The organism is Nocardia aobensis NBRC 100429 (assembly GCF_000308375.1).
GTDB classification, from domain to species: Bacteria; Actinomycetota; Actinomycetes; order Mycobacteriales; family Mycobacteriaceae; genus Nocardia; species Nocardia aobensis.
Genome location: NZ_BAFQ01000142.1, coordinates 15,585 through 27,386 on the forward strand (window position 1 = coordinate 15,585; position 11,802 = coordinate 27,386).

Below are 11,802 nucleotides of genomic sequence, written 5' to 3' on the forward strand. Positions count from 1 at the left end.
CGAGGCGGTCGGTGCGGGCATACACTGACCCGTAAGGTGAACCGGCACCCCCGACGCGTAAAGGAGATTCCATGTCCCAGAAGGTTCGCGGCGTCATCGCCCGCAGTGTGGGCGCCCCGGTCGAGATCGTCGATATCGTCATCCCCGATCCGGGTCCGCACGACGTGGTGGTGCGGGTGCGGGCCTGCGGGGTGTGCCATACCGATCTGACCTACCGCGAGGGCGGCATCAACGACGAATTCCCCTTCCTGCTCGGCCACGAGGCGGCCGGCGTGGTGGAAACCGTCGGTGACGCCGTCACCCACGTCCAGCCCGGCGATCACGTGGTGCTGAACTGGCGCGCGGTGTGCGGCCAGTGCCGCGCCTGCAAGCGCGGCAAGCCGTGGTACTGCTTCGACACCCACAACGCGAGCAAGCCCATGACGCTGGCCGACGGCACCGAACTGACCCCGGCCCTCGGCATCGGCGCCTTCGCCGACAAGACCCTGGTGCACGAGGGGCAGTGCACCGTCATCGACCCGGAGACCGATCCCGCGGTGGCCGGGCTGCTCGGCTGCGGGGTGATGGCCGGGCTGGGGGCGGCGATCAACACCGGCGGCGTGAGCTACGGCGATTCGGTCGCGGTCATCGGCTGCGGCGGCGTCGGTGACGCGGCCATCGCGGGGGCGCGGCTGGCGGGCGCCACCACCATCATCGCGATCGACCGCGATCCGCGAAAGCTGGAGTGGGCCAAGGAACTCGGTGCCACGCACACCCTCGAGGCCGGGGACGACGTGGTCGAGCGGGTGCAGGAATTGACCGGCGGTTTCGGCGCCGACGTGGTGATCGACGCGGTCGGGCGGCCGGAAACCTGGAAGCAGGCCTTCTACGCGCGCGATCTGGCCGGCACGGTGGTGCTGGTCGGCGTGCCGACGCCGGACATGAAGCTGGAGATGCCGCTCATCGACTTCTTCTCACACGGCGGCTCGCTGAAATCCTCCTGGTACGGCGACTGCCTGCCGGAACGCGACTTCCCGATGCTGCTCGACCTCTACCGTCAGGGGCGGTTGCCGCTGGAGCGATTCGTCAGCGAGCGCGTGGCCCTCGACCAGGTCGAACAAGCCTTCACCACCATGCACCACGGCGACGTCCTGCGATCGGTGGTGACGCTGTGAGGATCGACCGCGTCGTCACCTCCGGAAAGTTCGAATTGGACGGCGGCAGTTGGGATGTCGACAACAACGTCTGGGTCGTCGGCGACGACCGTGAGGCCGTTGTCATCGACGCCGCCCACCGGGCCGAGCCGATCATCACGGCCGTCGGCGATCGCACGGTGCGCGCCATCATCTGCACCCACGCCCACAACGACCACATCAACGTGGCCACTGAACTGGCCGCGGCGCTGAAGGCCCCGATCCGGCTGCATCCGGCCGACGAGGTGCTGTGGAGTGCGCTCTACCCCGACACCCGCTATGAACCGCTGCACGATCGGGAGCGAATCCCGGTGGCGGACAGCGAGATCGAGGTCCTGCACACACCGGGCCACTCCCCCGGCGCGGTGAGCCTGTACCTCGCCTCGGAGAAGACGGTCTTCACCGGCGACACCCTCTTCCAGGGCGGTCCCGGCGCCACCGGCCGCTCGTTCTCGAGCTTCCCGACGATCATCGAATCCATCCGCACCCGACTGCTGCACCTGCCCGCGGACACCACGGTCCTGACGGGCCACGGCGACTCCACGACCATCGGCGCCGAGGCGCCCCACCTGCCGGAGTGGATCAAACGCGGACACTGATGATGAAGGCGCCACCCGGGGGCCTACGGGCACTTCAGTACCTGGCAGACCTGGATGAAGTGATCGCGACGGACGTCCCGGCCGTTCGAACCACCGTTGATGATCCGCGAAACCGGATCGATGCTCGCCGGGTCCCGGGGGTGGGCGTTGTCCGCCACGGCATTGAGGTTGTGGGTGGTCCAGTACCACGCGGCCGTGGCGAACGCGTACTGCGGATCGGCGACCAACTCCGGGTGGTTGACGAAGTCGACGCCCAGCGCCTGGCTGGCGAGTTCGTAATTGTGCCGGCCGGTGAGCTGGAGGGCACCGCGCCCCTTGTATCGGGGCCCGTCACCGGGCTGGGTGTTGCCGAGATCCGCGCGCCCGTCGTAGTCGCTGCCGTCGCTGTATTCGGTCAAGGTGGCGAAACCATCCGTTTCCTGACCGATCTGAGCGAGGAAAGCGGCAGCACGCTGCGGTGTGTCGTCGATACCCGCCGCCGCCATCGCATTGTTGATCTGCGGGAGCCAGGCGCTGACATGCGCCTGATCGGCACCGGGCAACGCCGCCGGTGCGGCGATGGGCTGGGGCGCCGGAGCGGGCGCCGGAGCGGGCGCCGCAGCGGGCGCTGGAGCTGCTCCGGCCGGTGCCGCCGGGACGACGGGGGTCGACAACGCGTGCAGCGCGACCGCGTCTGGTTTGGCCGACTCGCTGACGCCCGCGGCGGTGGTGATGGCCGCGACCGCGGCGGCGGCCGCTGCCACAGCACCGGCGGTACGAACGAGTGAGGTCACCGACGTGCGGCGCACGGATTTCGAAGACATGCGATCTGATTCCTTGTTCTTGACCGTTCGGCCGGGCTCGGGCATGCGGCGGGCAGCGCGCGACCCGAAGGGATCGCGACGCATTCGCCTCTGCACGAGGCGCTGTGGGGATGACTTGATATGGATCGGCCGAACTACCGCAGGCGCCGCGATGTGCCGCGCCTCGACATATGTCAGGCGTACGTCCTGCCGCGTTCGGTCCGCCGACGGATTTCACTCCGAAGGCGCGGCCGTGTCTGACGACGGTTTCAATTGGGAGACACGAATGCGCGATTCGCATTACATAACCGACTCGGGCGAGCCGGTTATATCTCAAGACGATAACGCTCATGCATCATGGGTGCAACGAACACACATTCGAATGCAGGGGAGGAGCACCGCACTTTCCCGCGGACGACCGGGAGATCCTCGCTAAACTGTGTGTTGGCACACAGTTGGGGATTCTGTATCGCGGATCACGTTCAGATCACGAGACCCGCGTCCCGAACCTCCCGAACGGAGCGCGGAGGTGGCGACAGTAGGCTTACTGCTCCACCTCATCTCCGGGAAAGAGACCATGTCGCAGTTCGAGAACGTCAGCCTGGCCACCAAGGCCAATGTGTACTTCGACGGCAAGTGCGTGAGCTACAGCCTCACGCTGCCCGACGGCACCAAGAAGTCGGTCGGCGTGATCCAGCCCGCGACCCTGACCTTCAACACCGGCGCCCCGGAGATCATGGAGCTGGTGGAGGGTGAGTGCGCCGTGACCCTGCCCGGCGAGACCGAGCCGACGACCTACCGCGGCGGCGAATCGTTCTCCGTACCCGGCGACAGCTCGTTCGACATCGAGGTCGGGCAGACGCTGCACTACGTGTGCCACTACGGCTGAACCACCGGTCGGACCTGGCTCGGATCGCCGGTTGGGTCGAGCGAGCCAATGACACGACCGAGGGCCGCACGAATGATCGTGCAGCCCTCGGTTGTCCCCTACCCTTTCCCCGGGTCTAGGAGTATTCGACCTGCCAGTGTTTGATGCCGTTGATCCAGCCCGAGCGCAGGCGCTGCGGGTCGGCGATCTGGTGCAGATCGGGCATGACGTCGGCGATGGCGTTGAACATCAGGTCGATTTCCAGGCGGGCCAGGTTGGCGCCGACGCAGAAGTGGGCGCCGGTGCCACCGAAGGCCAGATGCGGGTTGGGGTCGCGCAGCACGTCGAAGTCGAAGGGCTTGTCGAAGGCCGCCTCGTCGAAATTGGCCGAGCTGTAGAACAATCCGACCCGCTCGCCGGCCTTGATGAGCTGCCCGCCGAGTTCCACATCCTCGGTCGCGGTGCGCTGGAACGCGGTGACCGGAGTCGCCCAGCGCACGATTTCGTCGACCGCGGTGCGCGGGCGCTGCTGCCGGTACAGCTCCCACTGTTCCGGATGATCGACGAAAGCCTTCATCCCGTGCGTGATCGCATTGCGGGTGGTCTCGTTTCCGGCGACCGCCAGCAGAATCACGAAGAATCCGAATTCGTCCGAACCCAATGCCTCGCCGTCGATATCGGCGCTGACCAGTTGGCTGACGATATCGCCCGCCGGTTCCGTCCGGCGCGCCTCGGCCATATTCCACGCGTAGCCCAGAATTTCGGCCGAGGCGACCGCGGAATCGCCGTACTCCGGGTCGTCGTAATTGAGCATCTGATTCGACCAGTCGAACAGCTTGTGCCGATCGTCCTGGGGGACACCCAGTAGTTCGGCGATGGCCTGCAGCGGCAACTCACATGCCACCTGTTCGACGAAATCGCCGCCGCCGGATTCCTTGGCCGCGCGCACGATTCGCTCGGCCCGCTCGGTCAATGCCGCGCGCAGGCTCTCGACCGCGCGCGGGGTGAAGCCCTTCGAGATGATGCGGCGGATCTTGGTGTGCTTGGGCGGATCCATGTTCACCAGCAGCGCACTGGTGACCGACAACTGCTCCGGCGTCGCGAATCCGGGCAACCGGATGATGGATCCTTTCCTCTCCGAGGAGAAGACGTCCGAGCGGCGGGAGATCTCCTTGATGTCCTCGTGGCGGCTCACCACCCAGTAGCCGCCGTCCTCGAACGGGTAGGCCTGCTCCTCGCTCTGGGCGTTCCACCAGACCGGCGCGGTACGCCGCAATTCCGCGAATTCGGCGACCGGACTTCTCGCGGCCCACAGTTCCGGGTCGGTGAAATCGAATCCGGCCGGTATCGACGGAGCAGCCACAGTTCCTCCTCGTGTCCGCTGCACTGCGAATCATGGATTTTTTCGAAACGTGTTCTTCCTTGATTAGAACACGTTGCACTGCAGCGGAAAAGGGCTGCGGACGCGCGCATTCCGGAAAAACAGAAGTTATGACAAAACTATTTCGAGCATGCGAAATACAGCCCGATCGACGGGATTTCCCGATCGTCCGGCCGCGCATCGCCCAACGCTATTCGTCTGTGTCGCACTGTTCGGTCGGTGAAAACCCAAGTGGCACCCGGGAATTCAACGGCGGTGTTCGTTCATCCGCTCACCTCGGTTCTCCGGTCGCGATGCAAATGCGGCGCGGCCCGCCCCGCCGGCAGTGGCAGATCGAGATAGGTCCGCACACCCGGAGCGGCCGAGACGACATCGGGGATCGCATTTACACAGTTCAGCGCCGTGGCGACGATCGAAGGATTGCGCCGGGCCCCTTCGGCCGGGTCGTGGGCGTGCAGCCCGGACAGGGTCAGGACACACCCGGGGTCACCGCGCACCTCGACCTCGAACCGCTGCCCGTTCGGCCCGAAGCTCCACGCCGGGTCGAAGTCCCGCTCACCCATGAACCAGTTGACCGCCGCCGTGATCACCGGTTCGCCGTCGACCGTGCCCTCCCACCGGAAGTGCTGGGCCGCAACCTGTCCCGGCTCGATGATGCCGATCGGTGAGTCGATCGGCGCGGTGGCGACCGCGATGTCGTGAGTGGTGCGGATATCGGGATCCAGGTCGAAGCCCAGTTCGTCGGCGAGCATCCACACCGACTGGCTGTAGCCGCCGGCCAGCATCGCCGCGACGGTACTTTCCCTGGCCTTCTCCGGATCGGCGCCGAACATCATCCAGTGCCGCACCACATCCGGGGCGCCGTAGGTGCGGATATCGGAGAACTCCTCGGCACGGACCCCGGTCACCGAACCCGACAGCGCCGAGACCACCAGCGGCAGGCGTTCGGTGAGTCCGCCGGGATGAATTCCGGTGCCGTGCAATGTGACTGCGCCCTCGGCGCAGACCGCGTCGAATTTCTCGCGGTCGCGCTGCCGGGGATAGAACCAGCCCAGCGGAGTCACCACGTTCTTGCCCGAACGCAGGATCGCGCGCAGCACCGAGGTGTCGGCGAAGACCGGGCTGTAGACGACACAGTCGGCGTCGAGGGCCAGCAGCGCCTCGGCATCGGTGGTGGCCGTGACGCCGATCGGGTCGCGACCCACGAGTGTGCCGAGGTCGACGCCGTGCTTGTCGGGGCTGTGCACCCAGGCGCCGGCGAGTTCGAGCTCCGGATGATCGAGAATGCCCTCGATCGCCGCCCGCCCGACGCCGCCGGTCGCCCACTGAATCACCTTGATCGCGCCCATCACTGATCCCGCACGATCGACAGGGCCTGAGTCGGGCAGTAGCGCACCGCGTTCTCGACGTCGGCGCGATCGACCTCGTCCACCTCCGCGCGCACGATTTCGACCTTGCCGTGTTTGGGCACGTCGAAGTAGTCCGGCGCCTCGGCCTGACACATCGCGTGGCCCTGACACAGGTCCAGATCCACCTCGATACGCATCAGCCCTGCCCCTGCTTCGGTGAGTCCGGTTCCCGCAGCGGGGCTTCCGGCTGGACCTCGACCAGCACCAGATGCGCGCCGCGCGGTGTGTTGACCACCGCGGCGATCGCGGCGGCGAGGTCGGAGGCCCGCAGGAAGAAGGGGTGGCGGGCGAAGCCCCACTTCACCCAGTCGTCGAGCAGCGGTCCGACCTGATCGGGTGCGGCGTTCATTCCCATGCCGGTCTGGGTCGCGCCCGGCCGGACGATCGAGGCGCGAACGCCGGTGCCCTCCAACTCCATTCGCAGCTGCCGGGCCATCGCCTCGAGTCCGGTCTTGGCGGCGTTGTAGGCGCCGTTGCGGGGGCGGACCTGGTCGGCACAGTCGGAGCCGATGAAGACGAAATCGCCGCGGCGCCGGGAGATCATGCCGGGCAGGATGCGGTGGGCCAGCCGCTGCGCACCCACCAGATGGACGTCGACCTGTTTCAGGAAGGTCTGCGGGTCCATCTCGTAGGCCAACCCGAATTCGATGTCACCGGCGCCGGATACCGCGACCTCGATGGGGCCGAGCGCCTCCTCCGCGGCGGTGACGAAGGCGTCGACCGACGCGTCGGCGGTGACATCGAGCGAGCCCGCGAAGGCCGTGCCGCCGTTGGCGGTGATCTTGTCGGCGAGCTCACGGCATGTTTCCACTCGGCGCGCACCGAGCGCCACCGGGAATCCGGCCTCGGCCAGCATGATCGCGGTCGCGGCGCCGATTCCCGACGACGCCCCCGCGATGAGGACCGGTCGCACATCCGGATGCGGATCGAAACGCGGCATATTACGAAACCTCCACGGTGACAGGGAGTTTCGCGAACCCCCGGACATTGGTCGAATGCACCCGCTCCATGGCGGACTCGTCGATCGCGTACTCCCGGACGCGGGAGGCGAACTCGCGCAACGCGACCACGGTCTCCAAGCGGGCAAGGTGCGCACCCAGGCAGAAGTGCACACCGCCGCCGAAACTGGCCAGCGCGCTCTTGTCGGTGCGTTCGATGTCGTAGCGATCCCCGTCGGTGAAGACCGCGTCGTCGCGGTTGGCGGAGCCGATGAGTAGCACCACCTTCGAACCGGCGGGGATCACCCCGTGTTCGAACGGCACGTCGACGACCGAGGAGCGCGCCACCATCTGGCTCGAATTGTCGTAGCGCAGCGTCTCTTCGACCCAGTCCGGCACCAGATCGCCGTCGGCTACCACCTTGGCGAACTGTTCGGGATTGCGGCCGGCCCAGTACAGCGCGTTGCCGAGCAGTTTGGTGGTGGTCTCGTTACCGGCCACGACCATCAGGAACATGAAGCCGATGATCTCGTCGTCGGTGAGTTTGTCGCCGTCGATCTCAGCGTCGAGCAGCGCCGAGGTCAGATCCTCGGTGCGGCTGCGGCGACGCTGGGCGACCATGTCGGAGTAGTAGACGACCAGATTCAGCGAGGCCTCGATGGCCGCCTCCGGCACGTCGAGCACGCCCTCCTCGCGGTGCACCACCAGATCGGCCATCCGGCGGATCTCCGCGCGATCGGGTTCCGGCACGCCCATCATGTCGGAGATGACGTCCATGGGCAGTTTGCCCGCGAAGTCCTCGATCCAGTCGAAACTGCCCTGCTCGAGCGCCGGTTCGAGGTGTTGCAGCGTCAGTTCCCGGATCCGGTCCCCCATGCCGGCGATCCGGCGCGGGGTGAAGCCCTTGTTGACCAGCTGGCGCATGCGCAGGTGACGCGGATCGTCCATGGCGAGGAACGACATGGTCTTGTGCGCGTGCGGGCCCCACGCGGCCGGATCCAGGGAGACGCCGTTGGCGCTGGACAGGCGGGCGGCGTCGCGGAACGCGGCGGTCACGTCGGCGTGGCGCGAGAGCGCCCAGAAGTCCAGGTCCGGGTTGTAGTACAGCGGCGCCTCCGTGCGCAGTCGCCGATAGACCGGATACGGATCCTCGTGGAATCCGTAATCGTAGGGATCGAATACGACCGGTCGCGCAGATGCCACAGTCATCACACCCACCTCTCGAAATATAACGCGTTCACATCGAGCCTCATCCGCACACCGCCAACCGAGACACAGGACTGGACATGTGTCTGGACGCTACCACCGGACCGTAATCCGGACAATGGGCGAGCGCCCTCGGCAGGGTGGGCGCACCGCCTCGGGCAGGCGAGCGCCGCCATCCTCCTCACGCCCCGTCGCCGAGGAGCGGCTGCAGTTCGGCCACCGACCACGGCGGAGTATCGGCATGGTCGCGATAACCGATCGACTCGAGTTTCGGCCGGGCGAAGCGACCGACGAAACCGCCTGCGGCAACGAAGATCTGACCCGTCGCGGTAGCGAGGCCGGAGGCGAGATAGACATACAGAGCAGCGGCGTAATGCGGCGGCGGCGCGTCCAGTGACGACTGCGCGGTGAACTCGTCGAGCAGGCCGCGCTCGCGCAACTCGGCGATCTTCGCCTCGTATTCCGGTCCGGTGGACAGCCGCGTCCTGGCCCCCGGACAGATCGCGTTCACCCGGATACCGTGCTCTTTCAGCTCCGCGGCCATGGCCAGCGTCAGGCTCGCGACCGCGCCTTTTCCGGCCGGATAGCCGGTGCCGCCATAGTCACCCAGATAGGCGAACGAGCCGGTGTTGACGATCGAACCCGCGCCGCGAGCCACCATCAGCGGCGCCACCGCGCGACAGGTGTTGAACACCGTGGTGAGGTGCGAATCCAGCTGGGCGCGCCAGTCCGCGGTCGAGATGTCGAGAATCGAGGAGTGCGCCGGTTCGGCGATTCCGGCACAGTTGACGAGAACATCGACGGCACCGAAACTTTCGACGCACCGGCTCACCAGCGCGTCCGCGATCGTTTCGTCCGCGGCCGAGCCCGCGACCGCGACGGCGCGACCGCCCGCCGCGCGAATCTCGTCCACCACCGCCTCCACCGCCGCCTCGGCCCGGGAATTGACCACCACGCCCGCGCCCTGACGCGCCAGTTCGACGGCGACGGCCCGGCCGATACCGCTACCGCCGCCCACCACGATCGCCGCCTTGCCGGCCACCGCCGCATCTCCGGTCATCGCCGGTACCGCCTCTCACGATTCGATCACTCTGCAACACGTTCTTGTATTCACAGCTCCGTCCAAACTATATTCCGTACAGGTGTCCAGACAGCCCTATCGGAGAGGCGAATGACGAAACTGCTCCCCCCTGGCGAGGGATCCCGGCTTCTGATCGACGGCAAACTGGTCGCCGGCGGCGCGGGGGTATTCGCGACGGTCAATCCGGCGACCGAGGAAGTTCTCGGCCAGGCCGCCAATGCCGACGCCGCCGATATGGACGCGGCCATCGCCGCCGCCCGCGCGGCCTTCGACACCACCGAATGGTCGCGCGATCACGCGTTCCGGGCCCGCTGCCTGCGGCAACTGCGCGACGCGCTGCGCGACAACATCGAGGAACTGCGCGAGATCACCATCGCCGAGGTGGGCGCCCCGCGCATGCTGACCAGCGGCCCGCAACTGGAGGGCCCGATCGGCGATCTGGGCTATTTCGCCGATCTGGCCGAAAGTTACGAGTGGGTCAGCGATCTCGGCGTCGCGAAGCCGATGGGAATTCCCACGGCGCGCACGCTGCGCCGGGAGGCGATCGGCGTGGTCGGCGCCATCACGCCGTGGAACTTCCCGCATCAGATCAACTTCGCCAAGCTCGGTCCGGCCCTGGCGGCCGGGTGCACGGTGGTGCTCAAACCGGCTCCCGACACCCCGTGGGTCGCCGCGCTGGTCGGCACGGTGATCGCCGAACAGACCGACATTCCGGCCGGCGTGATCAATATCGTCACCTCCGACGACCACCAGCTGGGCGCCCAGCTGCTCACCGATCCCCGGGTGGACATGATCTCGTTCACCGGGTCGACGCAGACGGGCCGGACCATCATGGCCGGCGCGGCGCAGAGCCTGAAGAAGGTGTTCCTCGAACTCGGCGGCAAGTCGGCCTTCATCGTCCTGGACGACACCGATGTGGCCGCCGCGGCGAGCTACGCGGGCTTCACCGTCTGCGTCCACGCCGGCCAGGGCTGCGCGCTCACCACCCGCCTGCTCGTCCCGCGCGAGCAGTACGACACCGCGGTCGCGGCGGCGGCGAAGTCGATGCGCGGCATCGTCCCGGGTGATCCGAACGAGCCGGGTACCGTCTGCGGACCCGTCATCTCGGCGCGGCAGCGCGACCGCGTGCGGCGCTACATCGATATCGCTCGCGCCGAGGGCGGCACGATCGTCACCGGCGGGGGCAGTCCCGATCGCGAGCGCGGGTACTTCATCGAACCCACCCTGATCAGCGGCGTGTCCAACACCTCGACCGTGGCCCAGGAGGAGATCTTCGGCCCCGTGCTCGTGGTGATCCCGCACGACGGCGACGACGACGCCATCCGGCTGGCCAACGAATCGCCCTACGGGCTCTCGGGCGAGGTGTGGGGCACCGACCGGGCGCGAATCGACCACGTGGTCAACGGTGTTCGGACCGGAACGCTCGGCGTCAACGGCGGCATCTGGTACAGCGCCGACGCCCCGTTCGGCGGCTACAAGCAGTCCGGCATCGGCCGCGAACTCGGTGTCGCCGGATTCGAGGAGTACCTCGAGACCAAGCTGATCGCCACCGCGCAGAAATAGACAGCACGCGACCTCGTCGCGAATCATCGACAGGAGAAGACAACTCATGGCTCGTTTCACCGATCGCGTCGCGATCGTCACCGGCGCGGCGCAGGGCATCGGCGCCGAATACGCGAAGGCACTGGCCGGCGAGGGCGCCACCGTCGTCGTCGCGGATCTCAACGCGGACAAGGGAAAACAGGTCGCCGAGGAGATCGGCAGCGGCGGCGGCACCGCGGTCTTCCATCCCGTCGACGTCTCCGATCCGGAATCGGTCACCGCCCTGGCCGACTACACGCAGAACGAATTCGGCGCGATCAACCACCTGGTCAACAACGCCGCCATCTACGGCGGGATGAAGCTGGACCTGCTGCTGACGGTGCCGTGGGACTACTACAAGAAGTTCATGAGCGTGAACCTCGACGGCGCGCTGAACATGACCCGCGCGGTGTGGCAGCACATGTCGAAGGGCGGCGGCGGGTCCATCGTGAACCAGTCCTCCACCGCCGCATGGGTGTATTCGAACTTCTACGGTCTCGCCAAGGCCGGAGTCAACAGCCTCACCCAGCAGCTGGCGGTCGAACTCGGCGGATCCAACATCCGGATCAACGCCATCGCGCCGGGACCGATCAACACCGAGGCGACGCAGACCGTCACCCCCGGCTCGATCGTGAACGACATGGTGAATCGCCTGCCGCTCAAGCGGATCGGCACCCCGCAGGATCTGGTGGGTGCGTGCCTGTATCTGCTGTCCGACGACGCGGCGTGGGTCACCGGGCACATCCTCAACGTCGACGGCGGGCAGATCATCCGGTAGCGAGCGC

At 67.1% G+C, this 11,802-nt stretch carries 12 protein-coding genes; 5 read left to right on the forward strand and 7 right to left on the reverse strand.

Features of this window, described 5'->3' with window-relative positions; all coding sequences use genetic code 11:
- Positions 1-71: 71 nt before the first annotated feature.
- Positions 72-1,154: an S-(hydroxymethyl)mycothiol dehydrogenase gene (locus RJ03_RS18135; RefSeq protein WP_036504001.1), complete on the forward strand. Its 1,083-nt coding sequence runs from the start codon at positions 72-74 to the stop codon at positions 1,152-1,154.
- A complete protein-coding gene (locus RJ03_RS18140; protein ID WP_232329299.1) occupies positions 1,151-1,771 on the forward strand; it encodes an MBL fold metallo-hydrolase in 621 nt (206 codons plus the stop codon). The genes RJ03_RS18135 and RJ03_RS18140 overlap by 4 nt, the downstream gene beginning before the upstream one ends.
- A 23-nt stretch (positions 1,772-1,794) precedes the next feature.
- On the opposite strand, the gene RJ03_RS38015 is transcribed toward RJ03_RS18140, so the two are convergent.
- Positions 1,795-2,574, reverse strand: a complete 780-nt coding sequence (locus RJ03_RS38015) for a glycoside hydrolase family 19 protein (RefSeq protein WP_176569397.1) — start codon at positions 2,572-2,574, stop codon at positions 1,795-1,797.
- A 556-nt stretch (positions 2,575-3,130) separates the two neighbouring features.
- On the opposite strand from RJ03_RS38015, the gene ppnP reads away from it, so the two are divergent.
- Complete coding sequence (gene ppnP / locus RJ03_RS18150; protein WP_036504002.1) at positions 3,131-3,442, forward strand: pyrimidine/purine nucleoside phosphorylase; 312 nt, start codon at positions 3,131-3,133, stop codon at positions 3,440-3,442.
- A gap of 115 nt (positions 3,443-3,557) precedes the next feature.
- Here ppnP and RJ03_RS18155 read toward each other — a convergent pair whose 3' ends face one another.
- The 6 genes from RJ03_RS18155 to RJ03_RS18180 all read right to left on the reverse strand — a co-directional run bounded on the left by RJ03_RS18155 (position 3,558) and on the right by RJ03_RS18180 (position 9,415).
- A complete protein-coding gene (locus RJ03_RS18155; RefSeq protein WP_036504004.1) occupies positions 3,558-4,784 on the reverse strand; it encodes a cytochrome P450 in 1,227 nt (408 codons plus the stop codon).
- A 281-nt stretch (positions 4,785-5,065) separates the two neighbouring features.
- Positions 5,066-6,151, reverse strand: coding sequence for an NAD(P)H-dependent amine dehydrogenase family protein (locus RJ03_RS18160; RefSeq protein ID WP_036504005.1), 1,086 nt, complete (start codon positions 6,149-6,151; stop codon positions 5,066-5,068).
- Positions 6,151-6,348, reverse strand: a complete 198-nt coding sequence (locus RJ03_RS18165) for a ferredoxin (RefSeq protein WP_036504008.1) — start codon at positions 6,346-6,348, stop codon at positions 6,151-6,153. The genes RJ03_RS18160 and RJ03_RS18165 overlap by 1 nt, the downstream gene beginning before the upstream one ends.
- Positions 6,348-7,151: an SDR family oxidoreductase gene (locus RJ03_RS18170; protein WP_036504011.1), complete on the reverse strand. Its 804-nt coding sequence runs from the start codon at positions 7,149-7,151 to the stop codon at positions 6,348-6,350. Before RJ03_RS18170 ends, RJ03_RS18165 begins: the two co-directional genes overlap by 1 nt.
- A 1-nt stretch (position 7,152) precedes the next feature.
- On the reverse strand, positions 7,153-8,358 hold the full coding sequence (locus RJ03_RS18175) for a cytochrome P450 (protein ID WP_036504126.1): 1,206 nt from the start codon (positions 8,356-8,358) through the stop codon (positions 7,153-7,155).
- A gap of 178 nt (positions 8,359-8,536) precedes the next feature.
- Positions 8,537-9,415 (reverse strand): SDR family NAD(P)-dependent oxidoreductase, encoded by an 879-nt coding sequence (locus RJ03_RS18180; RefSeq protein ID WP_036504013.1) that lies wholly within the window; start codon positions 9,413-9,415, stop codon positions 8,537-8,539.
- A gap of 111 nt (positions 9,416-9,526) precedes the next feature.
- On the opposite strand from RJ03_RS18180, the gene RJ03_RS18185 reads away from it, so the two are divergent.
- Positions 9,527-10,999, forward strand: coding sequence for an aldehyde dehydrogenase (locus RJ03_RS18185; RefSeq protein ID WP_036504014.1), 1,473 nt, complete (start codon positions 9,527-9,529; stop codon positions 10,997-10,999).
- Positions 11,000-11,045: 46 nt separating this feature from the next.
- On the forward strand, positions 11,046-11,795 hold the full coding sequence (locus tag RJ03_RS18190) for an SDR family oxidoreductase (protein ID WP_036504016.1): 750 nt from the start codon (positions 11,046-11,048) through the stop codon (positions 11,793-11,795).
- Positions 11,796-11,802: the final 7 nt, after the last annotated feature.

Bases quoted from the DNA above. Each gene is read 5' to 3' on its own strand.
- RJ03_RS18135 (WP_036504001.1), top strand. From the start codon at position 72: ATGTCCCAGAAGGTTCGCGGCGTCATCGCCCGCAGTGTGGGCGCCCCG.
- RJ03_RS38015 (WP_176569397.1), bottom strand. From the start codon at position 2,574: ATGTCTTCGAAATCCGTGCGCCGCACGTCGGTGACCTCACTCGTTCGT.
- ppnP (WP_036504002.1), top strand. From the start codon at position 3,131: ATGTCGCAGTTCGAGAACGTCAGCCTGGCCACCAAGGCCAATGTGTAC.
- RJ03_RS18160 (WP_036504005.1), bottom strand. From the start codon at position 6,151: ATGGGCGCGATCAAGGTGATTCAGTGGGCGACCGGCGGCGTCGGGCGG.
- RJ03_RS18165 (WP_036504008.1), bottom strand. From the start codon at position 6,348: ATGCGTATCGAGGTGGATCTGGACCTGTGTCAGGGCCACGCGATGTGT.
- RJ03_RS18170 (WP_036504011.1), bottom strand. From the start codon at position 7,151: ATGCCGCGTTTCGATCCGCATCCGGATGTGCGACCGGTCCTCATCGCG.
- RJ03_RS18175 (WP_036504126.1), bottom strand. From the start codon at position 8,358: ATGACTGTGGCATCTGCGCGACCGGTCGTATTCGATCCCTACGATTAC.
- RJ03_RS18180 (WP_036504013.1), bottom strand. From the start codon at position 9,415: ATGACCGGAGATGCGGCGGTGGCCGGCAAGGCGGCGATCGTGGTGGGC.
- RJ03_RS18185 (WP_036504014.1), top strand. From the start codon at position 9,527: ATGACGAAACTGCTCCCCCCTGGCGAGGGATCCCGGCTTCTGATCGAC.
- RJ03_RS18190 (WP_036504016.1), top strand. From the start codon at position 11,046: ATGGCTCGTTTCACCGATCGCGTCGCGATCGTCACCGGCGCGGCGCAG.